Genomic DNA, 23,426 nt, shown 5'->3' with positions numbered 1-23,426 from the left:
GGCCTGGAAGCAGACCGTCAACGGCAAGAGCTTCCCGTGGACCGTCAGCGAGACCAAGGCCGCCGAGGGGTTGCGCGTCTCGATCCTCGAGGTGCTCCTGCGCTTCAACGAGGAGTCACAGCGCCAGCAGACGCTCGCCACGCAGCGACAGGAACTCCTGATCGCCGAACTGAACCACCGCGTGCGCAACATCCTCAGCCTGATCCGGGCACTGGTGGTGCAGTCGAAGCCGGGCGCGACGAACGTCGACGAGTTCGCCGCGATCATCGGCGGGCGTATCCAGGCTTTGGCGCGCGCGCACGACCAGATCACCAGCGCCGATGCTGGCGCGGTGACGCTCAGCGACATCATCCGCACCGAGGTCTCGGCCTATATCGGCGAGAAGGCGAGCCGCATCCTGATGTCGGGCCCCGAGATCGTCGTCGAGGCCGTGACCTTCTCGACGTTGGCGCTGGTGTTCCACGAACTCGTGACCAACTCGGCGAAGTACGGCGCCCTGTCCGATTCGTCGGGCAGCGTCGCGGTGAACTGGTTCATCGACGAGAACGACGCCTGCCGGATCGAATGGATCGAGAGCGGCGGGCCGCCGGTCACCGCGCCGACGCGCCGCGGCTTCGGCTCCACGATCATCGAGCGCTCGATCCCGCACGACCTGTCGGGCGAGGCGCGCATCGACTATCACCTTGCGGGCGTGCGCGCGCATTTCACCCTGCCCGGCAACGTGTTCCACCTCGCCGGCGACCACGGCGCCCCGATCGCGGAGGCGCCCGTCGAAGCCCAGGCCCCGCCGGCGCCGGTCGCCGCGCTCGCCGGTCTTCGCGGCCTCGTGGTCGAGGACAACCTTATCATCTCGCTCGACGCCGAGCAGATGCTCGCCGAACACGGGATGACCGAGGTTTTCACCGCGGCCAGCGTCGGCGAGGCGCGCAAGGTGATCGACACGATGCCGGTCGACGTCGCGCTGCTAGACGTCAATCTCGGCTCGGAAACCTCGTTCCCGCTGGTGCGCGACCTCAACGCGAAGGGGATCCCCTTCGTCTTCGTCACCGGCTACGGCGAGGCGATCGAATTCCCCGAGGAGGCGGGTGGCGCCGACGCGGTGAAGAAGCCGTTCGTCAGCGACCTTCTGGTCAGCGCGATCGCGCGAGCGGCTGCGCGCCGTCCCCACAAGCCATGATCCGTCGATCCGTCCGGGCCCCGGCCCGCACGGATCGACCTTTCCTTTTTCAATCGATTGAATTATCCACGGCTGCGGGATCGGATCGGCCATAAACCGGTTCCCCGCTGAACGGAGAAGGCATCGCGTGTCCAGTCAGATCATTCCTGTCGAATGCTTCGACTACATCGTCTTCGGCGGCAACGGCGACCTGGCCGAGCGCAAGCTCCTGCCTGCGCTCTACCACCGGGATCTCGACGGCCAGATCCCGCCCGGCGCCCGCATCATCGGCGCTTCGCGCACGCCCTTCTCCGACGAGGAATACCGCACCTTCGGCCGCGAGGCGCTGAACAGCTTCGTCGGCGAGGCCCATCGCACCGAGGAGGCCGTCGAGCGCTTCCTGTCGCGCCTGTACTACCGGCAGGTGGACGCCAAGAGCGAGACCGGCTGGGCCGAGCTGAAGAGCCTTCTCGACGAGGCCGGCCAGGACCGCATCCGCGCCTTCTACCTCGCCGTCAGCCCCAGCCTCTTCGGCGACCTCGCCTCCTCGGTGAAGCGCCACGGCCTTGCGCACGCCAAGACGCGCATCGTCGTCGAGAAGCCGGTCGGGCGCGACCTCGCCTCGGCCAAGGCATTGAACGCCCTCATCGGCGAGCATTTCGACGAAAGCCAAGTCTTCCGCATCGATCACTATCTCGGCAAGGAGACGGTGCAGAACCTCATGGCTCTGCGCTTTGCCAACATGCTCTACGAGCCGCTGTGGAACTCGGCCTATGTCGACCACGTCCAGATCACGGTCGCCGAAAGCGTCGGCCTCGAGGGGCGTGCGGGCTACTACGACAAGGCCGGCGCCCTGCGCGACATGGTGCAGAACCACATCCTGCAGCTCGTCTGCCTCGTGGCGCTGGAGCCCCCGTCCGCGATGGACGCCGACGCGCTGCGCGACGAGAAGCTGAAGATCCTGCGCTCGCTGAAGCGCATCGACGAGAGCAACATCGAGCACCTCACCGTGCGCGGCCAGTACAAGGCCGGCGCCTCCAACGGCGGCGCCGTAAAGGGCTATCTTGAGGACCTCGGCGAGTCGACGAGCGACACCGAGACCTTCGTCGCCATCAAGGCCGAGATCAACAACTGGCGCTGGGCCGGCGTGCCCTTCTACATCCGCACCGGCAAGCGGCTGTCGGAGCGCATGAGCGAGATCGTCGTCACCTTCCGGCCGATCCCGCATTCGATCTTCGAGGGCTCGGCCGGCCACGTGCAGCAGAACCAGCTCGTCATGCGCCTGCAGCCCGACGAGGGCGTGAAGCAGTGGCTGATGATCAAGGACCCCGGTCCCGGCGGCATGCGCCTGCGCCACGTGCCGCTCGACATGAGCTTTGCCGAGAGCTTCCATGTGCGGAACCCGGACGCGTACGAGCGTCTTCTGATGGATGTGATCCGGGGCAACCAGACCCTGTTCATGCGCCGCGACGAGGTGGAGGCGGCGTGGGAGTGGGTCGACCCGATCCTCAAGGCCTGGGACGCGCGCGCCGTGCGTCCGCAGGGCTACACGTCCGGCACCTGGGGGCCCTCCTCCTCGATCGCCCTGATCGAGCGCGACGGGCGCACCTGGCACGAACCCGATTGAGGCTGGGATGACGATACGCGAGCACCACTACCCGACGCGCGAGGCGCTGGCCGAGGCGCTGGCGACGGGCGTCGCCGCGGTCCTTGCCGGCGGCATCGCGACGCGCGGCCAGGCGGTGCTCGCCGTCTCCGGCGGCTCGACGCCGAAGCTCTTCTTCCGCACGCTGGCGAAAGCCGACCTCGACTGGTCGCGCGTCACCGTCTGCCTCGTCGACGAGCGCTGGGTGCCCGAGACGAGCGAGCGCTCCAACACGCGCCTCGTGCGCGAGAATCTTCTGACGGGACCCGCCGCGAGCGCCCGTCTCGAACCCCTGTTCGAAGAGGGCCCGAGCGCCCGCGAGGCCGAGGACGAGGTGTCGCGCCGCTTCTCCGCCCTGCCCCGCCCGTTCGACGCGGTGATCCTCGGCATGGGCAACGACGGCCATACCGCCTCGTTCTTTCCGGGCGCCGACCGTCTGGCCGAGGCGATCGACCCGCAGGCCGGACACCGCGTCCTCGCGATCGAGGCGCCCGGCGCCGGCGAGCCGCGCATCACGCTGGCGCTGCCCTTTCTCCTGGAAGCGCGCCTCCTCGCGCTGCACATCGAGGGCGAGGAGAAGCGCGAGACGCTGGCGAAGGCGCTGGCCGACGGTCCGGCGCCCGACATGCCGGTCCGCTCCGTCCTGCGCGCGCCGCGCGACGAACCCGTCCAAGTCTTCTGGGCGCCCTGACGCGCCGCAAACCACACCCCTGCGACCCGAAGGGATGATGCCATGGCCGCCGACCGCCGCATCGAAGAGATCACCAACCGCATCCGCGAGCGCTCCAAGCCGACGCGCGAGCCCTATGTCGACCGCATCCGCCTGAAGGGCGAGAGCGCGCCCAAGCGCGCGGCCCTCAACTGCGGCAATCTCGCCCACGGCTTTGCCGCCTGCGGCCCGACCGACAAGGAGCGGCTGACCGGCGACACGACGCTCAATCTCGGCATCATCACCTCCTACAACGACATGCTCTCGGCCCATCAGCCGTTCGAGAGCTACCCTGAGATCATCCGCCAGACGGCCCGCGAGGCGGGTGCGACGGCGCAGGTCGCAGGCGGTGTGCCGGCCATGTGCGACGGCGTGACCCAGGGCCAGATTGGCATGGAACTGTCGCTCTTCTCGCGGGACGTCATCGCCATGTCGGCGGCGATCGGCCTCTCCCACGACATGTACGACGCCGCCGTCTATCTCGGCGTCTGCGACAAGATCGTGCCGGGCCTCGTGATCGCGGCGCTCTCCTTCGGCCACCTCCCGGCGATCTTCGTGCCGGCGGGCCCGATGACGACGGGCCTGCCCAACGACGAGAAGGCGCGCATCCGACAGCTCTACGCCGAAGGCAAGGTCGGCCGCGACGCGCTGCTCGAGGCCGAATCGAAGAGCTACCACGGGCCGGGCACCTGCACCTTCTACGGCACGGCCAACTCCAACCAGATGTTGATGGAGATCATGGGCCTGCACACGCCGGGCTCGTCCTTCGTCAACCCGAACACGCCGCTGCGCGACGCGCTCACCCGCGAAGCGACGCGCCGCGCGCTGTCTATCACCGCGCTCGGCAACGAGTACACGCCGGCCGGCCTCGTCGTCGACGAGCGGGCCGTGGTCAACGGCGTCGTCGGCCTCCATGCCACGGGCGGGTCGACCAATCACACGATGCACCTCGTCGCGATGGCGGCCGCCGCCGGCATCCAGCTCACCTGGGCGGACATTTCCGATCTTTCCGACGTCACGCCGCTGCTCGCCCGCGTCTATCCAAACGGTCTCGCCGACGTGAACCACTTCCAGGCGGCCGGCGGCATGGGCTTCATGATCCGTGAACTCCTGTCCCACGGCCTCCTGCACGACGACGTGCGCACCGCCTGGGGCACCGGCCTCTCGGCCTACACGGTCGAGGCGAAGCTCGGGGACGAGGGCCAGGTCGTGCGCGTGCCGGCGCCCGCGACAAGCGGCGACCCGAAGGTGCTCACCACCGCCGACCGGCCCTTCTCCTCCAACGGCGGCCTCAAGGTTCTTAACGGCAATGTCGGCAAGGCCGTCATCAAGACCTCGGCAGTCAAGCCCGAGAAGCGCATCGTCGAGGCGCCGGCCCGCGTCTTCCACGACCAGGACGGCCTGCAGCGCGCCTTCAAGGCGGGCGAGCTGACGGGCGACTTCATCGCGGTCGTGCGTTTCCAGGGGCCGAAGTCGAACGGCATGCCCGAACTCCACAAGCTGACGCCAACCCTCGGCGTCCTGCAGGACCGCGGGCAGCGCGTGGCGCTCGTCACCGACGGGCGCATGTCGGGCGCGTCGGGCAAGGTGCCGGCCGCGATCCACGTGACGCCGGAAGCCCTCGACGGCGGACCGATCGGCAAGATCCGCGACGGCGATCTCATCCGGCTCGACGGCGAGGCCGGCACTCTGGAGGTGCTGGTCGATCCGGCCGAGTTCGCGCGCCGCCCCAACGCCGAGGCCGACCTTTCGGCCAACGAGGTCGGTCTCGGGCGCGAGCTCTTCGCAGTATTCCGCCGCGCCGTCGGTACCGCCGATACGGGTGCCAGCGTCTTCTGACGCCGGCACCGCAGCCGGCCGTTCGCGTGACATTTGCCGCCGTTCGGTTAGAGGTTCGCAGGAGGTGACGCCGCCCCGGCGGCTTTGCCGCGCTCCTGCCGTTCGGAACTGCCGATGCTGCCTCGCCTTCTCTCCCTTCTGCCCCGCGGCTCGTTCCGCTCGCTCGGCATCGTCCACGACGTCCTGATCGCGGCCATCGCGATCTCGCTGGCGCTCGGCCTCGCCTTCGGCTTCCGCATCACCTTCAACAATTGGCAGATCTGGTCGCTGATCGTCGCGTTCACCGCGCTGTCGGCCGCGATGTTCCCGCTGTTCTCGCTCAACAGCGGCGCCTGGCGCTACGCCTCGCTCCTCGATGTCCTGTCGATCGTCAAGGCGGTGACGGCGATCAACGTCGTCTTCCTCGCCGGCCACTTCATCCTGTTCCGCGGCCTCTATCTGCCGCGATCGTCGCTGGTGATGACGTGGTTCATCATGATCGTCGGCCTCGGCGGCCCGCGCCTCGCCTATCGCCTCTGGAAGGAGCGCGGCCTGTCGGCGCGCTTCTTCGACACGAGCGGCATTCGTGTGCCCGTCGAGAACGTCGTAATCTACGGCTTTACCGACAATGCCGATCTGTTCATCCGCGATGCGCGCCGCTCCCATCACGGCGTCCACATCGTCGGCCTCGTGGACGACAAGTCGAAGAACCAGGGACGCCAGCTTCACGGCGTGAAGGTGCTCGGCGCGCTTGCCGACCTGCCCGAGATCGCCCGCCGGGCCGAACTCGGCGCGACGCCGATCAACCAGCTGATCGTGGCAAAGGCGCAAGTGCCCCCCGCCGAACTCGCGGCCGTGGTCGAGGTCGCGGCGCCGCTCAAGATCGCGGTGAAGCGTCTGCCCGACATCTCGCGTGCCGGCGATCTCGGCGAGGCGCCGATCGAGGTGCTTCCCGTCTCGCTGGAGGACCTTCTCGGACGCCGCGAGATCCGGCTCGACATCGACGAGGTGGCGCGGCTGATCGAAGGCCGCTGCATCGCCGTGACGGGCGCCGGCGGCTCGATCGGCTCGGAGCTCGTGGCGCAGATCGCCTCGTTCGGGCCGAAGCGCCTCGTGCTGATCGATGCCGGAGAGTTCAATCTCTACACGATCGGCCGCCGCATGGCCGACCAGCATCCGGGCGTCGAGACCGTGGAGCGCGTCGCCGACGTGCGCCAGCGCGCCCGCATCATGGCGATCTTCGACGAGTGGAAGCCGGAGGTGATCTTCCACGCGGCGGCTCTGAAGCACGTGCCGATCGTCGAGGAAAATCCGCTCGAGGGCATCGAGACCAATCTTCTCGGCTCGCGCAACGTCGCGGACGCCGCCCTCGGCTGCGGCGCCGCGGCCTTCGTCATGGTGTCGACCGACAAGGCGGTGAATCCGACCAACGTGATGGGCGCCACCAAGCGCGCGGCGGAAGCCTACTGCCAGGCGCTGGACCTCGGCCAAGCCGGCACGCGATTCATGACCGTGCGCTTCGGCAACGTCATGGGCTCGGCGGGCTCGGTGATCCCGCTGTTCCAGAACCAGCTGTCGCGCGGCGGGCCGCTCACCGTTACCGATCCCGACATCACCCGCTTCTTCATGACGATCCCGGAAGCCTCGCGGCTGATCCTCCATGCCGCCGGCCACGGCATCGCCGACCGGGCGGCGGAGGGGCAGATCTTCGTGCTCGACATGGGCGAGCCGATCCGCATCACGGAGCTGGCCGAGCGGCTGATCCAGCTGGCGGGCCTCCGGCCCCACAAGGACATCCGCATCGAGTACACGGGGCTTCGAAAGGGCGAGAAGCTCTACGAGGAACTCTTCGGCGAGGGCGAGACGCGCGAGGACACCGGCCTGCCGGGGCTTCTGATCGCGCGCTCGCGCGTCTCGGACGTCGCCTTCCTGCGCGCCCGCTTCGAGGCGATCGCTGCAGCGATCGCTGCGGGCGACACCGAGGCGGCCATCGCGCTTCTCTCGGACGTGGTGCCGGAGTTCGGCCGCTCGCACCTGTCGAACGCGGCCCTCATCAGCCCCGCCCTGCCGGCGCCGCACCCGGAGGCGTAAGTCCCTCGGCGTTCAGCCGTGTTCGACGTCGGCCCGGTCGACGATATCGGCACGGCGCCCGCGGGCGGCCGCGAGGCGAAGGCTGATGCGCTCGCGCCGTTCGTCGGCCGACAGGGTCTCCGGTGCGGCGGGTGCGAGATGCGGCGCGCCGAGGCTGCGGGCTCCGCGCACGGCGCCGAGTTCGCGGATCCGCTGGCGCAGCGCCTCGCGGCGTGCCTCGATCTCGCTCGCGCCGGTCGGAGCGTGATCCTCGTCATCGGAGGGGGTCTCGTCGATCTCAGCCGCCGCGGGAGGCGCGGCTTCGACGACGGGCTCGTAACGGGCTTCTTCCGGTTCCTCCACCGCGACCGGCGCTTCGACCCGGTCGTCCTGCGGCGCAGTATCATTGGCCTCGGTCGCCACGATAGGCGTTTCGCGGCCCCCCTCCGGCTCCGCCTCGGCGGCGTCGAACGAACCGCCGCGCAGCGACCAGTCGCCCTCGCTGGTGTCGAGCGCCTGCGCGGGTTCGGGCTTGGAGGGCTCGGGCGATGCCGCGACGGGCTCTGCGGCAGCGACCGCGGCGACCGGCACGACGGCGGGCTCCGGCATGTGTTCTGGCGTCCTGCGCTCCCTGGCGCGCGTGGCCTTCACCGGTGCCGCGACGGCGGGCGAGGCGGTGCCGTTGATGGCGCGCACCATGGCAAGAAGCAGCGCCAGCGCGACCCCGAGGCCGATGCCCCCGACGAAGCCGAGGATCACGACGATCTTGCGTGACAGGCTGGAGGGCTGGAACGGCACCGTGGCGTCGGAGATCACGCGCACGGTGGTGGTGTTGAGCCGCTCTTGCTCGCTCGTCTGGCGAGCGCGCAGAAGATAGGCCTCGTAGACCGCGCGCGAGGCATCGACCTCGCGCTCCAGTTCGCGCAGCCGCACGAAGGCGCCGCTGGTCTCGATCTGGCGCGAGCGCAGGGTGTCGATCTGGCCCGTCAGGTCGCGCTCGGTCGCCTGGGCTCTGGCGAGTTCGGTCTGAGCCGAGGCGACGATCCGCGACAGTTCGGTCTCGATCGCGCGGCGCGCGGTGGAGAGCGCCTGGTCGGCGGCGATGCGCTGGGGATGGCGGGGCCCGAGGCGCGAGGCGAGGATCGCCTGGTTCTGCGCAGCTTCCGAATAGACCTGTCGCAGGCGCAGGAGCGATTCCGAGTTCAGGCCTTCGGGGAAGGAGCCGGCGGCGATGTCCTCGACGCTCGCCTCGCGCAGCGAGCGAGCTCGCACGTTCAGCGAGGTGATCTGCGAGCGGACGTCCGCCAGCTGGTTGTTGACGCGGGTGATGTAGTCGTCGTCGATCAGCCGTCCGCCGACGCCGACGAGTTGGTTCTGCGCCTTGTAGGCCTCCGCCGCGTCCTCGGCCTGGACGACGCGGGCGCGCAGTTCGGCGAGGCGCGACGACAGGGCCTCGGTCGCGCGCCGGGCAAGGTCCGATTGCGCGCGGCCCTGCTCGGCGATGAAGTTCTGGGTTGTCAGGTTGGCGAGACGTGCCGCCTTGTCGGCGTCCTCGCTGGTCACCGAGACGTTGATGACGAAGCTGTTGGCGTTGCGCACCGCCGAGATATGGCGCCACAGGTTGGTGACGGTGCGCAGCTCGCGCGTGTCGGCCGCCGCGACGGGATCGTCCGACATCAGCGCGGAGAGGGTCGCCGACAGATTGCCGAGCCACGTCTCGCGCAGACCGTTGAACTCGGTGTCGGCGGTGAGGTTCGCCTCGCGCACGACGCGCAGGAGCACGCTGTTCGAAGTCATCACCGAGATCTGGCCCTCGACGAGAGCGAGCGCGGCGTCGGTGTTGAGGCCGTTCGACGTCGGGGTCAGCTCGTTCTGCACGAGGTTCAACTCGCGCGGGTCGAGAACGATCTGCGCGATGGCGGTGTACTGCTTGGGCTGCGACAAGGCGAAGGCGCCGGCCACCGCCGCGCCAAGAACGCCCGCCAGCACGATCTTGCGCTTCGCCCGCCAGACCGAGGCGGCGAGATAGGCCGGATCGAGGAAGCTCTCGTGGCGGCGCACGGGTTCCACCTCCGGAACGGGATCCCAGCGGGACGCGGGGCGGGATGCGGCATCCTCGGCGTAGAACATGGAAAGGCCCTGGACAGGAACGGCGCGGTTTGCAGCCCGCACCTTTCACCGCTCATGGCAAAGAAACCGTTAATCCCCTGCCGGTCTCGGCGAAGCGGTCAGGCCTGCGACAGCCGGCGGCGCAGCATCCCGTACCAGTCCTTCGGTCGGAGGTCGGCGTCGAAGGGCAAGGGGCGGCAGGGCGCGCCGTCGCTGCGCGGCATGACGTCCTCGACCCAGTTGTAGCGGTCCGTCAGTCCCCAGGTGATGACGGTCTCGGGGCGCTGGCCGCCCATCAGCCCGTCGAGGAAGTCGCCGACCACCGTGGACGCGGCCGCGTCGATCTCCGCCGGTCCGCCGCGGACCTGGAAGTCGATGACGTCGAGTTCCGTGACGAGGAGCCCGACGCCCAGCGCCTTGAGGTCGGCGCCGAAGCGCGCCAGCGCCTCCACGTCGATCTCCTGATGGGCGTAGAGGTGTCCCTGGATGCCGACCGCATCAATGCGGATGTCGGCCTTTTGAAGCTGGCGCACGATCGACAGGACGATGGCGCGGCGCTGGTCGAAGCGGAGTCCGCGAAACTCGAGGTCGTAGTCGTTGAGGACGAGCCGCGCCTTCGGGTCGGCGCGCGCGGCGGCCTGGAAGGCGACGGGAATGTGCCGGGGCCCGAGCCGGCGCAGCCAGAACGTGTCGCGCAAGGGGCCGCGATGCTCGTGCGGATCGTGCGCGATGACCTCGTTGACAACGTCCCAGCTCGTCAGCCGGCCCTTGCAGTGGTCGGCGACGCGCTCGATGTGGTCAGTGAGCGCCCGTTCGAGATCCGCGGCGTCCTCGATCGCCTCGAGCCAGGGCGGGTTGGTCGACCACCAGACGAAGGTCGTGCCGCGCGCGCTCTGCCCGTTGGCCTCCGCGAAGGCGAGAAGGCGGTCGGCGCGGGAAAAATCGAACTGGCCGCGTTCCGGCTGGACCAGCGCGAACTTCAGCTCGTTCATCGGCATGACGAGGTCGCATTCGCTGGTGAACAGCTGGCGATAGCCGAGGTCGTCGAAATACTCGTTCTGGATGGCGGCGCCGAACGGGATGCCGGTGCCGCGCGCCGATGCCGCCGCCGGGATGCCTGCAGCAAGGGCCGCGGCGCCGGCGAGGAGCGAACGCCGCGTTAAGCTCGGACCGGTATGGAAGGGGGAGCGCGGCGCGGCGCGGGGAGCGCTGCTCTGGTCGTTCGTCATCCGTCCCCTGCCCTTCCAAGGTGCCCCATGCGACGCCCCGGATTCCTGACAGGAAGTCTTGAAGCAAAGCTGAAGATGGCCCGCGACTACGCCAAGCTGCTCGGCGGGTCGGGCGGCCGGCTGGTGCTGTCGCTCGCCTATTTCACCGCGGTCGCCAACGTCCTCACCGTCTCAGAGTTCGGCCTCTTCGCCACGGCGTCCGCCACCGGCATCGTCCTGTCGCGCGTGGCCGGGCTCGGCTTCGTCTCGCCGCTCTACCGCTCGGCGACGCGCAAGCCCCATCTCGTCGGCACCTATACCGCCGGGCTGCTCGCCGCCTTCGTCCTCTCGCTGCCGCTGGTCGCGCTCGGGGCCGCACTTTTCTATCTCGGCGTCTTTGCCGGCGACATGGCGCTCGCGCCCTTCGCCGCGATCCTCGCCGCCGAGATCGTCTGCTGGCGGGCCCTCGAGGTCGTCTGCATCGTCAACAACGGCATGAACCGCTTCGGCCGCGCCTCCGTGCTGGTGGTGGTGGGCACGGGCGCCAAGGCGCTCGCCGCGCTCGCCTTTGCGGGAACGGTGGGCCGCGAGGGCGGGCTGGCCGCCTGGAGCCTGTTCTACCTCGCCGCCAACGGGCTCGCGGCGCTCGGCGGCATCCTGTTCCTCTATCCGCGCCAGCGCCTGCGCTGGCGGCCGGACCTCTATCGCCGGCGCGCCGCCGACAGCATCGCCGTGGCCGGGGCCGAGGTCCTGTTCTACCTCCAGTCCGAGCTCGACAAGCTGCTCGTCCTCTCGCTCGGGGGCCCGCATATCGCCGGCCTCTACGCCATGCTGATGCGCCTCGTGGATCTCACCGCCTTGCCCGTGCGCTCCTTCAACATGATGGCGGTGCAGGCGCTGATGCGGCGGCCCGACCGGCTGGATTCCTGGCGCGTGCGCTGGGGCGTCGAGGCCGGAATCGCGCTGGTGTCAGTCGGCGGCCTCGCCGTGCTCGGCCTGATCCTGCACGTCCGCCCGACGCTGCTCGGCGCCAATGTCGCGGACGCGGCACCGCTCGTCCTGATGGCGCTTCTCGTGCCCGCCTTCCGCAATCTCGTGGAGTACGAGGGCGAACTCCTCTACGCCCGCGGCCGGACGGGTACGCGCGCCGTGGTCCTCGGCTTCCTGACGCTGACCAAGGGCGCGCTCCTGACGCTGGTCCTGCGCGGCGGCGAGACGGCCGGCGACACGGCCTGGGTGGTCGGTCTCAACGGCGTGTTCGCCGCCCTCTGGCTCGCCTCCGCGATGGCGACCTACACCGCGCTCGACACGCGCCGGATGCCGATCGCGCGGCCGGCCTGAGCGGCCGGCGGCGTCAGAGGCCGACAGCGCGGCGGATCAGGGCGGGGTCGGTGCCGGTGAAGGACTGGAGGCCGATCGCCACCTGACGCGGCGCGAGCTGGCCGAGAAAGGCGGCAAGACCCGCCTCGTCGAGCGGCGGCCCGTCCCAGTAGACGGCGCAGCGCTGCGTGGCGTCCGGCGCGTGGCGTTCGGGCCGCGCCTCCGCCTCGTCCACGAAGCGTCCGTAGATCGTGCATTCCGAAAGGGCCCGCGAGGCGCACAGCACCATCATCGCCGGCCGACGTCCGACCGCCGCGATCCGGGCGAGAAGGTCGCGCACCGTGTCGCGACGCCAGGCGATCAGCGTGCCGATATAGGTGGTACGGGTCGACTCGGGAGGCCGAAGCCCGATCAGGCGGGCGGCGCGCAGGGCCCAGGTCTCGTGCTCGGCCTGGAGATGGGGAAGCACGCGGTCCATGCCGTCCGGCACGCGGTAGAAGGCGACGCGCCCGCCGGCCTCCATCGACCGGACGTCGAAGGACTTCACGAAGACGACGTCGGAATCCAGCGACACCATCGCCGCCTCCGCCATCGTCTGCGCCATCGCGAAGCGGCGCAGCTGCTGGACGTGCCAGCCGTGCAGCGGCAGGCCGAACGGATGGATCCAGAGCCGGCGTCCGCGCTGGCGCGGATGGTTCACCGGCCGCAACCACCAGGGCAGGAGATCACGTTCGCTGACGACGCGCCGCCGCGGCCCTTCGAATACCTTGAAGAGCTCGAGATCGCGCGCCTCGACGAGGAGGTAGTGCGTCTCGAAGCCCGTGACGAAACGATCGATGCTGTCGCACAGCAGGCGACAGCGCTCGAGATCGCCGCGATAGCTCGAGGTGACGAGCGCGAACCGCATCGGCGTCACTTGCGGATGCGCTGGCGGGCGATGCGCGCGAGGAAGGCCGGGTTGCCCGCAAGATAGCGGCGCGCCAGACGCCGCGGCTCCATCAGAAGGCGCCAGATCCACTCGATGCGCAGGCGCCGCACGAAGGCCGGGGCGCGGGCCACCTTGCCGGCGGTGAAGTCGAGAAGCGCGCCGACCGCGAAGGCGACCGGCGCCTCGCGCACGCCGACATGGCGGGCGAGGAAGCGCTCCTGCCGGGGAACGCCGATGCCGACGAGCAGCACGTCGAGCCGCGCGAGGCGGATCCAGTCGAGCAGCCGCTCGGTCTCCTCCCCTTCCGCGAAGAAGCCGTGCGAGACCGCGATGAAGCGATGGCGCGGAAAGCGTTCGCCGAAGCGCTCGGCCGCCCGATCGACGATGCCCGGTTCGCCGCCGACGAGGCCGACGCGCAGTTCGGCCTGTGTCTCGCTGAAGAACCGCGGCAGGAAGTCGGTGCCGTTGAGGTTTTCGGGAAACGGCTCGCCGAACAGCATGCGCGAGCCGACATCCACGCCGATGCCGTCGGGCAGGCACAGCATCTCGGACATCACGGACGCGTAGTCCGTGTCCGTCACCGACACGTTGACGCAATGGGCGTTGACGAAGGCGATCTGCAGGCGCTGGCGCGAGGCGATGGCCGCGTCGATGCGGGCGATCGCCTCCGCCCCCGTGATGACGGCGACGTCGAGCTGCCCGAGGCGGCGCACGGACGGCTGGGCGGCGCTGCGCCGGCGGATGGCGACCGGTTTGCCGGCCGCGGGTTGAATGGGCGCGGGTTCGATCATGACGCAAGAGCCTCCATCGCCGGAACCGCCGGTCCGCTCGCTTCCTCCGCCCCGAGACCGACGAGCGCCAGCCCGGCGCGCACGCCCCGCTCGCAGTCGAGCCGCTGGCGTTCGGCAAAGGCGCGGCCGTCGAGGCGCATCGCCTCGCCGGCGCGCTCGCGGGTCACGAGGTCTTCGAGGGAGCGGGCGAACGCGGCCCCGTCGTTCGCCACGCGCACGTTGCCAGGCAGAGCCGCGCCGATGCCGCGCAGCGCGGACGGGGTGGCGACGGCCGGCATGCCCTCTTCCAGGGTCTCGATCGTCTTCAGCTGCACGCCGGTGCCGCCGCGCGTCGCCAGCGCCACGACGCGGCCCGACCGCACGAAGGCCTGCGCATCCGGCACGCGGCCGAGGAAGGACACGTTGCCGAGTGCCTGCGGCGGCGCGCCGTCGAAGCGGCCGGCGACGCCGACCGTGATGCCGGGCGACAGGCGCGGCGCGACCTCGGCGGCGAACCAGTCGAGACCGAGGCGGTTGGGTGCCCAGCTCCAGGTGCCGATCATCACGACGTCGAACTGCCGGGCGCCGTCGTCGGCGGGCGCAGTGCCGCGCCCGATGCCGAGGCTGAGCGGGATCGAGCGGGGATCGCCGGACAGACCCAGCCGCTCGGCGTCGGCGGCGGCGAGACTGTGGACGACGCGCGCGGCGGCGCAGAGGCGCTCTTCGGCCGCGCGCAGGAGCTTCGCCTCGCGACGATAGAGAAGGCGGGACGCGGCGCTGCCAGCGCTCCGCCCCATCTCGGCGGCCGAGAGGTGCTCGACATTGTGAGCGACGAAGATCGGCGGGGCGATCGAGAGAAGGCTGGGAAAGGCGATCGGAAGCTGGGCCGCCGACAGCACCACGGCATCGAAGGGTCCGGCCGCGCGCAGGCGCCGGAGAAGCGTCGCCCCCGGCATCACCCGGAGCTTGGCCGCGCCGACCGGCAGGCCGCGGCGGATCGCGTCCAGCACCCAGCGCACCTTGCGCGCGCGCCCGGCGCCCGCGTTCTCGATCGCGATCTCGCCGAGATCGACATGCGCGACGTCCGGCAGGTCGGCGCCGGGACGGCGGAAGCCGGCCACCGTCACCTGCGCCCCGGCCGCGCGATAGGCGTCGGCGATCGCGCGGTTGGCGATCTCGAAACCCGTGGCCGGCTCCCGCTCGGGCAGGAGCGATGTCGCGAAGAGGATATGCATCGGCGCTACGATTCACCCTGTTTGATCGCCACATTGGCACCCCGCCCGTTGCGATTTCGTCAAAGCCGCCGTTTTAACGCGTCATCTTCGCCGCTTATTCAGGACTGCCGCGCTAGCGTGCCGATCATGGAAGATCACAAGTCCGCCTCCCCTTGCGTCACGATCGAAGCGCGCTCGCCGCACGCCGCGGGCGGGTTCGACGCGGTCGTGATCCTGCCGACCTTCCGGCGGCCCGACGGGCTCCTGCGGACGCTCGCCTCGTTGTCGGCGCAGGTGACGAAACGGAACCTTGCCGTCGTCGTGATGGAGAACGACGCGGACGGCCGGGCGGGCCTTGCGGCGGCACGCGGCCTCTTCGAGACCGGGGCGATGGCGGGGCTCGTCCTCGTCGCGCACGAGCGCGGCAACTGCTCGGCCTACAATGCCGGCTTCAAGGTCGCGCTCGCCGAGTTTCCCGCAATGCGCCACTGCCTCGTGATCGACGACGACGAGGCGGCCGGCCCGGACTGGGCCGAGCGGATGATCGAGACGGTGGAGCGGCTCGACGTCGACGTGGTCGGCGCCCCGCAGGTCCCGGTCTTCGAGGGGCCGGCGCGCGACGCCGTTGCCCGCCATCCCGTGTTCCGCCCGCCCTACGGCGCGACGGGCCGCGTGCCGATCCTCCTGTCGTCCGGCAATCTCTGCCTCACGCGTGCGCTGCTGGAGCGCATGGGCGACCCGGTCTTCGACACCGCCTTCAACTTCACCGGTGGCGGCGACTCCGACTTCTTCTCGCGCGCCGCCTGCAAGGGCGCGCGCTTCGGGTGGTGCGCGGAGGCCCCGGTCGACGAGACGGTGCCGGCGCGCCGCACGGAATGGTCGTGGCTCCACGCACGCTCGCTGCGCAACGGCGCCCTGTCGAGCGCCATCCAGCAGAGGCGCGACGGGCGCGTGCGCTCGGCCGCCAAGACCGCGGCGCTTCTTCTCGCCGCTCCGCCCCGCGCCGTCCTGCAGGCGATTCGCCAGCGCTCGCTCCTGATCGGCCTCTATCCCCTGCAAATTGCGCTCGGCCGGGTGCAAGGCGAGTTTGGGCGGATCGGCGAGCAGTACCGCAAGCCGGAAGCGAACTGACGGGTACGGGACGGTCGGACCGGCCGCCCCTTCCCTTCCGCGAATCGATGGGCTAGACGGGCCGCCCCGCCCCGTCCCCCGTTTCGACGCCTCGCCCGGCCGAGGTCGCGACGCCGTTCCTGCATGAGCCCGCCCCCATGTCCGCCTCCTTCGCCGGCCTCGACTTCGGCACCACGAACTCGACCCTGTCGCTCTGCGCCCCCGGCGGCGCGCCGCGGCTCCTGCCCGTCGAGGGCGACCACCTGACGATCCCTTCGGCCCTGTTCTTCTCGCTGGAGGACGGCCAGACCTATTTCGGCCGACGCGCCGTCTTCGAATATGTCGACGGCGCGGAAGGCCGGTTCATGCGGGCGCTGAAAAGCATCCTCGGCTCGTCGCTGATGAAGGAGACGACGCAGGTCGGTCGCCAGCGCATGAGCTTCGAGGCGCTGATCGGCACCTTCCTCGAGCACCTGCGCAAGACGCTGGAACGCGAGAGCGACGCGCCGGTCGACCGCATCGTGCTCGGTCGTCCCGTGCGCTTCGTCGACGAGAGCGACGCGGCCGACCAGGAGGCGGAGGACCAGCTCGCCTCGGCCGCGCGCGCGCAAGGGTTCGCCCATGTCGAGTTCCAGTACGAGCCGGTCGCCGCCGCGCTCTACTTCGAGAGCGGCATGAACGCCGAGCAGGTGGCGCTCGTGGTCGACATCGGCGGCGGCACGTCGGACTTCTCGATCCTGCGCCTCGGCCCCGAGCGCGCCCGGCGCCCGGACCGCGCCGACGACATCCTCGGCACGACAGGCGTCCATGTCGGCGGCACGGACTTCGACCGCCTCCTGAACATCGCGCGCATGCAGCCGCTGCTCGGGCTCGGCTCGGCCACGGCCGACGGTAAGCGGACGCTGCCGGTCTGGTACTTCAACGATTTCGCGACCTGGCACCGCATCAACACGCTCTATACGCCGAAGGTGCTGGCCGACATCCGCTCGCTCGCCAAGGAAGCCGCCGAGCCGGACAAGCTGAAGCGCATGGAGCACATGCTCGCGCACCGTTCCGGCCACCGCCTCGCCGGGGCGGTCGAGCGGGCGAAGATCGCCCTCACGCACGAGGACGAGGCGACGATAAGCCTTCGCGAATCGGGCCTGACGCTGGAGGCTCCCGTCACGCGGCCCGAGTTCGAGGCGGCGACAGCCGAGCTCGTGGAGCGGATCGACGGTGCGATCGCCGCCTCGCTCCAGCTCGCCGGCATCGGTCCGGAGGCGATCGAGACGGTGATCCTGACCGGCGGCGGCGCGCAGGTGCCGGCCGTGGCAAGGGCTGCGACCGCGCGCTTTCCGGAAGCGCGCGTCGCGCTGTCGGACGCCTTCGGCTCGGTCGGCCTCGGCCTCGGCCTCGACGCGGCCCGGCGCTTTGCCTGAGCGGTTTGCCAGCGGCGGTCGCCCCGCGCTAGGGAGGGCTCCCCGACACGAGGAGCCTTGAGCCCATGACCGCACTGACGCTCGACACCGCCCGCCGCATCGTCGAGGCCGCCCGCGCCAAGGGGCGCGAGCTCGGCCTGAAGCCGCTGACCGTCGCGGTGCTCGACGCCGGCGGCGATCTTCTGGTGCTGGAGCGCGAGGACGGCGCCTCGCCGCTGCGACCGGCGATCGCCATCGGCAAGGCCAACGGCGCGGTGCAGATGGGCATGGGCTCGCGGGCCCTCTGGAAGCGCGCCGAGGAGCAGGCCTATTTCATCAACGCGATGAACACGCTGACGAGCGGCTCGCTCGTGCCGGTGCCGGGCGGGGTCCTGATCCGCGATGGCGGCAAGGTCGTCGGCGCGGTCGGCATCACCGGCGACACCTCGGACAACGACGAGGCGGCGGCGTCCGCGGGCATCGAGGCCGTGGGCCTGACCGCCGACGCCGGCTGATTTCTTCCGCAATGCAGCAGGAGCGGCGCGCGGGATATTGCGCCGCCCTCGCCTCTTTGCCACTCTTCCCCTTATGGAACCCCGCCCCGCCCTTGCCGTCCTCATCGTCGACGAGAACCGGGCGCGGGCCGCGATCATCGAAGAGGGCCTGCGCGAGGCCGGCCACGAGCGCGTCCACATCGTCGCGGACGCGCAAGGTCTGGTGCGCGAGATCGAGGCGTTCCGGCCCGACGTGATCGTGGTCGACCTCGAAAACCCCAACCGCGACCGTCTGGAGGCCTTCTTCCAGGTCTCGCGCTCGGTGCGCCGTCCGATCGCCATGTTCGTCGACCGCTCGGACGCCGATTCGATGGAGGCCGCGATCGCCGCCGGCGTTTCGGCCTATGTGGTGGACGGGCTGAAGAAGGAGCGCGTGAAGCCGATCCTCGACACGGCCGTCCTGCGCTTCGAGGCCTACTCACGGCTGGAGCGCGAACTTCAGGACGCGCGCTCGGAGCTTGCCGACCGCAAGGTGGTGGAGCGCGCCAAGGGTCTTCTGATGCGGATGCGGGGCCTGTCGGAAGAGGAGGCGTATCGGCTGATGCGCCAGACCGCCATGAACGAGAAGAAGAAGCTCGTGGACATCGCCCGCTCGCTAGTGACGGCCGCCAGCCTTCTCGGCGGGGAGGATTGAGGATGAGCGCTCCCGAACGGATCGTGCGCGCGGGCTTCATCCCGCTTCTCGACGCCGCCGTGCTCCTGGCCGCCTCGGCGCTCGGCCTCGACCGGCGCGAGGGCGTCAGGATCGAGCTGACGCGCGACGTGTCGTGGTCGAACATCCGCGACCGTCTGGCCTTCCGCCAGTTCGACGTCGCCCACATGCTCGGCCCCATGGCGGTCGCGGGCGAGCTCGGCCTCGGCTCCAACCCGCACAAGGTCATCGCCCCCTTCGCGCTCGCCGAGGGCGGCAACGCCATCACGCTCTCGACGCCGCTGATGGCCGCCATGCGCGCGGCGATGGACGGCGAGGACTATCCCGACACGGCCGGCGCCCATGCGCAGGCGCTGAAGCGGGCGCTGGAGCGTCGACGCCGGGCGGGCGAGGCCGCCCCGGTGTTCGGCGTGACCTATCCGTTCTCCTCCCACGCCTACGAGTTCCGGCTGTGGCTGACTTCGGCGGGGATCGACCCCGACCGCGACGTGACGCTCACGGTCGTGCCGCCGCCGATGACCGCCGATGCCCTGCGCGCCGGGCTGATCGAGGGGTTCTGCGTCAACGCTCCGTGGAACGTGATGGCCGTGGAAGAGGGGATCGGGCGCATCGTGGCGGTGAAGGCGGACATCTGGCCGGGCTCGCCGGAGAAGGTGCTGGGCCTCCGGCCGGACTGGTGGCAGGACCAGCGCGACACGGCCGAACGGCTGCTCGCGGCGCTCGACGCCAGCGCCCTCTGGTGCGCCGATTCCGCCAACCGGCGGGAGCTCGCCGCGATCCTCGCCGAGCCCGCCCATGTCGGCGGCCGTGCCGCCCTGTTCGAGACGGTGCTGAGCGGCGACCTGCCGGTGGACCCCGACGGCACCCGCCGGGCGCTCGCCGCCTATGTCGACTTCCGGCCGGAGGGCGCCAACCTGCCGCGCCGCTCGCAGGCGCTCTGGGTCTTCGCGCAGATGGTGCGCTGGGGACAGGTAGCCTACTCGCCGGACGCGGCGCGCCAGGCCGCGCAGGCGTTCCGGCCCGACATCTACCGCTCGGCCCTGCCCGGACGCGCCGAGGCGCTGTCCGACAGCCGCATCGAACGATCGCCGGATGGCGGGCCGGACTTCGACCCGGACGGGATCGAAGAGGTTCTCGCAAAGACCCCTCCGGCGCCCCTCGGCGGAACTGCCAGCGGCGACTGACGGGCTCTCGTCGATAGCTGCCCAACAATTGCGCTCTCTGACCATGGAACACGCGCGGGTTCGCACCAGCGCCAAACCTCTGCGGCGACGCAATTTGGAACCGTTATGCTGAATATTTAGGCGTGCCCATCTGGCGTACATTTGTGCTTTGCAAAATGACGCTTCTGCGGTTGGATAGCACCATGACCCGTCAAGGACGACAGGGTCACCGAGCTTCTCCCGAGCCTCGACGACAGCGACGTCGCGAACCCGATGCCACCCAACCCATGCCGGACGAGGCACGGGCGGCGGCATGAGGTCCGCGGCGTCGTTTTCGTTTGGCCTTCCCTCACCCGCCGAGGACCGCCATGCCCGCTTCCCGCAATTCCGGCCTGAACCGTCGCCGTTTCCTCCTCGGCACCGCCGCGACCGCCGGCACAGCCGCGCTGTTCTCGGCGATCGGTGCGAGCTTCCCCGGCGGGGCGTTCGCGCAAGGCGCAGGGCCCGAGACCACCAAGGCCGTCCTCGGCTTCATCGCGCTGACCGACGCGGCGCCGCTGATCATCGCCAAGGAAAAGGGCCTCTTCGCCAAGCACGGCATGCCCGACGTCGAGGTGGTGAAGCAATCGTCCTGGGGCACGACGCGCGACAACCTCGTGCTCGGCTCGGCGGGCTCGGGCATCGACGGCGCCCACATCCTCACCCCCATGCCCTACCTGATGAGTGCCGGGACGATCACGCAAGGCGCGCCGCTGCCGATGCAGATTCTCGCCCGTCTCAACCTCGACGGACAGGGCATCTCGGTCGCGACCGGCCTGCGCAAGGAGAATGTCGGCCTCGACGCCGGCGTCCTGCGCGACGCGTTCGCGGCCAAGAAGGCGGCCGGCACCGTGTCGAAGGTCGCCGTCACCTTCCCCGGCGGCACGCACGACCTGTGGATGCGCTACTGGCTGGCCGCCGCCGGCATCGATCCGAATTCCGACGTCGAGACCATCGTCGTGCCGCCGCCGCAGATGGTGGCGAACCTCAAGGTCAACACGATGGACGCCTTCTGCGTCGGCGAGCCGTGGCACGAGCAGATGGTCAACCAGGACGTCGGCTACAGCGCCATCACCACGGGCGAGCTTTGGTCGAAGCACCCCGAGAAGAGCTTCGCCATGCGCGCCGACTGGGTGGCCGCCAACCCCAAGGCCGCCAAGGCGCTGACCATGGCCGTGCTCGAAGCCCAACAATGGTGCGACGCCATGGAGAACAAGGACGAACTGGCCTCGATCGTCAGCAAGCGCGCCTGGTTCAACGTGCCCACCAAGGACATCGCCAACCGCCTGAAGGGCACCTACGACTACGGCAACGGCAAGCCGGTGGTCGAGAACTCGCCGCACATCATGAAGTTCTGGCGCGATCACGCCTCGTATCCCTTCCAGAGCCACGACCTCTGGTTCCTCACCGAGGACCAGCGCTGGGGCTATCTGCCGGCCGGTCTCGACAAGGCGGCGCTGATCGCGGCCGTCAACCGCGAGGACATCTGGCGCACGGCGGCCAAGGACCTCGGCGTCGCGGAGGCCGACATCCCGGCCTCGACCTCGCGCGGCGTCGAGACCTTCTTCGACGGCAAGACCTTCGATCCCGCCAACCCCGACGCCTACCTCGCGAGCCTCTCAATCAAGCGCATCGCCTGAAGCCCGTCCCGCCCCTCGCTTCAACGGAGGCCGTCCCCCGTGTCCCAGACCGTCACCAAGCTGCCCCTGAAGGGCCCGGCGCCCGCGGCGAAAGCCGGCGCCGCCGTCCTTGCGCTGCCGACGCGCCGCACGCCCATCGGGTCCGCTCTTGCCCGGCGCTCGCGCGACTGGGCCGCCGAGATCCTGCCCTTCCTCGTCACCCTGACGGTGCTTCTCGGCCTGTGGGAGCTCCTGTGCGCCCATCCCGGCGCGGCGCTGCCGGCGCCGAGCCAGGTGCTCTCAGACAGCTGGGAGTTGATCGCCCATCCGTTCTACGTGAACTCGGGCAACGACGTCGGCCTCGGCTGGCAGATCTGGGCAAGCCTCCAGCGCGTCGCGATCGGCTATTCGATCGCGGTCGCGGTCGGCATCTCGCTCGGCGTCCTCGTCGGCCAGTCGACACTCGCCATGCGCGGCCTCGACCCGATCTTCCAGGTGCTGCGCACGGTGCCCCCGCTCGCCTGGCTGCCGCTCTCGCTCGCCGCCTTCCAGAACGGCCAGCCGGCGGCGATCTTCGTGATCTTCATCACCTCGGTCTGGCCGATCATCATCAACACGGCCGTCGGCGTGCGCAACATCCCGGCCGACTATCGCAACGTGGCGGCGGTGCTGCGTCTCAACGGCCTCGAGTTCTTCGCCAAGATCATGCTGCCGGCCGCCGCCCCCTACATCTTCACCGGGCTTCGCATCGGCGTCGGCCTGTCGTGGCTCGCCATCGTCGCAGCCGAGATGCTGATCGGGGGCGTCGGGATCGGCTTCTTCATCTGGGACGCTTGGAACTCCTCGCTGATCTCCGACATCATCGTCGCCCTCGCCTATGTCGGCCTCGTCGGCTTCGTGCTCGACCGGATCGTGGCGCTGGTCGGCCGTCTCGTCACCCGCGGCACCTCGGCCGCCTGATCCCCCCTCGACAGACCCGGAGCGAACCCATGCAAGCCAAGCCGTTCCTGTCGATCGAAGGCGTCGACATGACCTTCAAGCGGGGCGCCGCGACCACCAATGTCCTGAAGAGCATCGACCTCACAGTGGACAAGGGCGAGTACATCGCGATCATCGGCCATTCCGGCTGCGGCAAGTCCACGCTCCTCAACATCGTGGCGGGCCTGACGAAGGCCACCACCGGCGTCGTGCTCCTCGAGGACAAGGTCGTGGACCAGCCGGGACCCGACCGGGGCGTCGTGTTCCAGAACCACTCGCTCCTGCCCTGGCTCACCGTCTACGAGAACGTCGCGCTCGCCGTCGACAAGGTCTTCGCCAGGACCAAGAGCGCGCCCGAGCGCCGCGAATGGGTGATGCGCAACCTCGAACTGGTCCATATGGGCCACGCCCGGGACAAGCGCCCGTCGGAGATTTCGGGCGGCATGAAGCAGCGCGTCGGCATCGCCCGCGCGCTCGCCATGGAGCCGAAGGTCCTCCTCCTCGACGAGCCCTTCGGCGCGCTCGACGCGCTCACCCGTGCCCACCTGCAGGACCAGGTCATGCAGATCCAGGCCGACCTCGGCACTACGGTGATGATGATCACCCACGACGTGGACGAGGCGGTTCTTTTGTCGGACCGCATCGTGATGCTGACCAACGGCCCCTCGGCGAAGATCGGCGAGATCCTCTCGGTGCCGCTCGCCCGCCCGCGCGACCGCATCAAGCTCGCCACCGACGCGACCTACCTCAAGTGCCGCCAGGCGGTGCTGAAGTTCCTCTACGAGCGCAACCGCTTCGTGGAAGCGGCCTGACGCCATTCCGGCGCGCCACCGACGCCGCGCCGGACGTCCCTCTCAACCTCTCCGTTTCGGGATGAGACCCATGACCCAGAAACTCGTCGTCGTCGGCAACGGCATGGCCCCCGGCCGGATGCTCGAACACCTCTTCGAACTGGCCCCCGGCGCCT

Annotated in this window: 19 protein-coding genes; 14 read left to right on the top strand and 5 right to left on the bottom strand. The window is 70.0% G+C overall.

Features of this window, described 5'->3' with window-relative positions:
- From QZ753_RS10095 to QZ753_RS10075, 5 genes are all read left to right on the top strand, one after another.
- Positions 1 to 1,177: HWE histidine kinase domain-containing protein (locus QZ753_RS10095; RefSeq protein ID WP_294643341.1), on the top strand; the 1,177-nt coding region annotated here is incomplete at its 5' end.
- Between the two features lie 127 nt (positions 1,178 to 1,304).
- Complete coding sequence (gene zwf, locus QZ753_RS10090) at positions 1,305 to 2,783, top strand: glucose-6-phosphate dehydrogenase (protein WP_294643339.1); 1,479 nt, start codon at positions 1,305 to 1,307, stop codon at positions 2,781 to 2,783.
- Between the two features lie 7 nt (positions 2,784 to 2,790).
- Positions 2,791 to 3,492: a 6-phosphogluconolactonase gene (pgl, locus tag QZ753_RS10085; RefSeq protein ID WP_294643338.1), complete on the top strand. Its 702-nt coding sequence runs from the start codon at positions 2,791 to 2,793 to the stop codon at positions 3,490 to 3,492.
- Positions 3,493 to 3,534: 42 nt separating this feature from the next.
- Positions 3,535 to 5,349: a phosphogluconate dehydratase gene (edd, locus tag QZ753_RS10080; protein WP_294643336.1), complete on the top strand. Its 1,815-nt coding sequence runs from the start codon at positions 3,535 to 3,537 to the stop codon at positions 5,347 to 5,349.
- A gap of 114 nt (positions 5,350 to 5,463) precedes the next feature.
- Positions 5,464 to 7,419: a nucleoside-diphosphate sugar epimerase/dehydratase gene (locus tag QZ753_RS10075; protein WP_294643334.1), complete on the top strand. Its 1,956-nt coding sequence runs from the start codon at positions 5,464 to 5,466 to the stop codon at positions 7,417 to 7,419.
- A gap of 12 nt (positions 7,420 to 7,431) precedes the next feature.
- Here the strand turns inward: QZ753_RS10075 and QZ753_RS10070 are convergent, their stop codons facing one another.
- Positions 7,432 to 9,528 (bottom strand): GumC family protein, encoded by a 2,097-nt coding sequence (locus QZ753_RS10070; protein WP_294643332.1) that lies wholly within the window; start codon positions 9,526 to 9,528, stop codon positions 7,432 to 7,434.
- 98 nt (positions 9,529 to 9,626) lie between these two features.
- On the bottom strand, positions 9,627 to 10,736 hold the full coding sequence (locus QZ753_RS10065; protein WP_294643330.1) for an endo-1,4-beta-xylanase: 1,110 nt from the start codon (positions 10,734 to 10,736) through the stop codon (positions 9,627 to 9,629).
- 27 nt (positions 10,737 to 10,763) lie between these two features.
- Between QZ753_RS10065 and QZ753_RS10060 the strand changes: the two genes are divergently transcribed.
- A complete protein-coding gene (locus tag QZ753_RS10060; protein WP_294643329.1) occupies positions 10,764 to 12,056 on the top strand; it encodes a lipopolysaccharide biosynthesis protein in 1,293 nt (430 codons plus the stop codon).
- A 13-nt stretch (positions 12,057 to 12,069) separates the two neighbouring features.
- On the opposite strand, the gene QZ753_RS10055 is transcribed toward QZ753_RS10060, so the two are convergent.
- From QZ753_RS10055 to QZ753_RS10045, 3 genes are read right to left on the bottom strand one after another with little or no spacing between them, the layout of a single operon-like run.
- Positions 12,070 to 12,942, bottom strand: a complete 873-nt coding sequence (locus tag QZ753_RS10055) for a DUF6492 family protein (RefSeq protein ID WP_294643343.1) — start codon at positions 12,940 to 12,942, stop codon at positions 12,070 to 12,072.
- A gap of 5 nt (positions 12,943 to 12,947) precedes the next feature.
- Positions 12,948 to 13,754 carry a WecB/TagA/CpsF family glycosyltransferase gene (locus tag QZ753_RS10050; RefSeq protein ID WP_294643327.1) on the bottom strand — a complete coding sequence of 269 codons (807 nt, stop codon included), beginning with the start codon at positions 13,752 to 13,754 and terminating at the stop codon, positions 12,948 to 12,950.
- The gene (locus tag QZ753_RS10045; RefSeq protein ID WP_294643325.1) at positions 13,751 to 14,968 is read right to left on the bottom strand and encodes a glycosyltransferase; all 1,218 of its coding nucleotides are present in this window, start codon (positions 14,966 to 14,968) and stop codon (positions 13,751 to 13,753) included. Before QZ753_RS10045 ends, QZ753_RS10050 begins: the two co-directional genes overlap by 4 nt.
- A 126-nt stretch (positions 14,969 to 15,094) precedes the next feature.
- On the opposite strand from QZ753_RS10045, the gene QZ753_RS10040 reads away from it, so the two are divergent.
- The 8 genes from QZ753_RS10040 (at position 15,095) to QZ753_RS10005 (ending at position 23,271) form a co-directional block, all read left to right on the top strand.
- Complete coding sequence (locus QZ753_RS10040; protein ID WP_294643323.1) at positions 15,095 to 16,078, top strand: glycosyltransferase family 2 protein; 984 nt, start codon at positions 15,095 to 15,097, stop codon at positions 16,076 to 16,078.
- A gap of 137 nt (positions 16,079 to 16,215) precedes the next feature.
- On the top strand, positions 16,216 to 17,475 hold the full coding sequence (locus QZ753_RS10035; protein ID WP_294643321.1) for an Hsp70 family protein: 1,260 nt from the start codon (positions 16,216 to 16,218) through the stop codon (positions 17,473 to 17,475).
- A gap of 65 nt (positions 17,476 to 17,540) precedes the next feature.
- Positions 17,541 to 17,969: a heme-binding protein gene (locus tag QZ753_RS10030; RefSeq protein WP_294643319.1), complete on the top strand. Its 429-nt coding sequence runs from the start codon at positions 17,541 to 17,543 to the stop codon at positions 17,967 to 17,969.
- Between the two features lie 73 nt (positions 17,970 to 18,042).
- Positions 18,043 to 18,642, top strand: coding sequence for an ANTAR domain-containing response regulator (locus QZ753_RS10025; RefSeq protein WP_294643317.1), 600 nt, complete (start codon positions 18,043 to 18,045; stop codon positions 18,640 to 18,642).
- A 2-nt stretch (positions 18,643 to 18,644) separates the two neighbouring features.
- Positions 18,645 to 19,844, top strand: a complete 1,200-nt coding sequence (locus QZ753_RS10020; protein ID WP_294643315.1) for a CmpA/NrtA family ABC transporter substrate-binding protein — start codon at positions 18,645 to 18,647, stop codon at positions 19,842 to 19,844.
- A gap of 347 nt (positions 19,845 to 20,191) precedes the next feature.
- A complete protein-coding gene (locus QZ753_RS10015) occupies positions 20,192 to 21,502 on the top strand; it encodes a CmpA/NrtA family ABC transporter substrate-binding protein (protein ID WP_294643312.1) in 1,311 nt (436 codons plus the stop codon).
- 39 nt (positions 21,503 to 21,541) lie between these two features.
- Positions 21,542 to 22,441, top strand: coding sequence for a nitrate ABC transporter permease (gene ntrB, locus QZ753_RS10010; RefSeq protein WP_294643310.1), 900 nt, complete (start codon positions 21,542 to 21,544; stop codon positions 22,439 to 22,441).
- A gap of 29 nt (positions 22,442 to 22,470) precedes the next feature.
- Positions 22,471 to 23,271, top strand: a complete 801-nt coding sequence (locus QZ753_RS10005; RefSeq protein ID WP_294643308.1) for an ABC transporter ATP-binding protein — start codon at positions 22,471 to 22,473, stop codon at positions 23,269 to 23,271.
- The last annotated feature ends 155 nt before the right edge of the window (positions 23,272 to 23,426 follow it).

This window comes from uncultured Aureimonas sp. (assembly GCF_913775355.1).
In the GTDB taxonomy this organism is placed as follows: Bacteria; Pseudomonadota; Alphaproteobacteria; order Rhizobiales; family Rhizobiaceae; genus Aureimonas.
Note: the sequence above shows the minus strand (reverse complement) of the source record. Positions and strands in the feature narration are given on the sequence as shown.

Excerpts from the sequence above, each read along its gene's own strand:
- pgl (WP_294643338.1), top strand. The coding sequence starts at position 2,791 with ATGACGATACGCGAGCACCACTACCCGACGCGCGAGGCGCTGGCCGAG.
- edd (WP_294643336.1), top strand. The coding sequence starts at position 3,535 with ATGGCCGCCGACCGCCGCATCGAAGAGATCACCAACCGCATCCGCGAG.
- QZ753_RS10075 (WP_294643334.1), top strand. The coding sequence starts at position 5,464 with ATGCTGCCTCGCCTTCTCTCCCTTCTGCCCCGCGGCTCGTTCCGCTCG.
- QZ753_RS10070 (WP_294643332.1), bottom strand. The coding sequence starts at position 9,528 with ATGTTCTACGCCGAGGATGCCGCATCCCGCCCCGCGTCCCGCTGGGAT.
- QZ753_RS10065 (WP_294643330.1), bottom strand. The coding sequence starts at position 10,736 with ATGACGAACGACCAGAGCAGCGCTCCCCGCGCCGCGCCGCGCTCCCCC.
- QZ753_RS10060 (WP_294643329.1), top strand. The coding sequence starts at position 10,764 with ATGCGACGCCCCGGATTCCTGACAGGAAGTCTTGAAGCAAAGCTGAAG.
- QZ753_RS10055 (WP_294643343.1), bottom strand. The coding sequence starts at position 12,942 with ATGCGGTTCGCGCTCGTCACCTCGAGCTATCGCGGCGATCTCGAGCGC.
- QZ753_RS10050 (WP_294643327.1), bottom strand. The coding sequence starts at position 13,754 with ATGATCGAACCCGCGCCCATTCAACCCGCGGCCGGCAAACCGGTCGCC.
- QZ753_RS10045 (WP_294643325.1), bottom strand. The coding sequence starts at position 14,968 with ATGCATATCCTCTTCGCGACATCGCTCCTGCCCGAGCGGGAGCCGGCC.
- QZ753_RS10040 (WP_294643323.1), top strand. The coding sequence starts at position 15,095 with ATGGAAGATCACAAGTCCGCCTCCCCTTGCGTCACGATCGAAGCGCGC.
- QZ753_RS10035 (WP_294643321.1), top strand. The coding sequence starts at position 16,216 with ATGTCCGCCTCCTTCGCCGGCCTCGACTTCGGCACCACGAACTCGACC.
- QZ753_RS10030 (WP_294643319.1), top strand. The coding sequence starts at position 17,541 with ATGACCGCACTGACGCTCGACACCGCCCGCCGCATCGTCGAGGCCGCC.
- QZ753_RS10025 (WP_294643317.1), top strand. The coding sequence starts at position 18,043 with ATGGAACCCCGCCCCGCCCTTGCCGTCCTCATCGTCGACGAGAACCGG.
- QZ753_RS10020 (WP_294643315.1), top strand. The coding sequence starts at position 18,645 with ATGAGCGCTCCCGAACGGATCGTGCGCGCGGGCTTCATCCCGCTTCTC.
- QZ753_RS10015 (WP_294643312.1), top strand. The coding sequence starts at position 20,192 with ATGCCCGCTTCCCGCAATTCCGGCCTGAACCGTCGCCGTTTCCTCCTC.
- QZ753_RS10005 (WP_294643308.1), top strand. The coding sequence starts at position 22,471 with ATGCAAGCCAAGCCGTTCCTGTCGATCGAAGGCGTCGACATGACCTTC.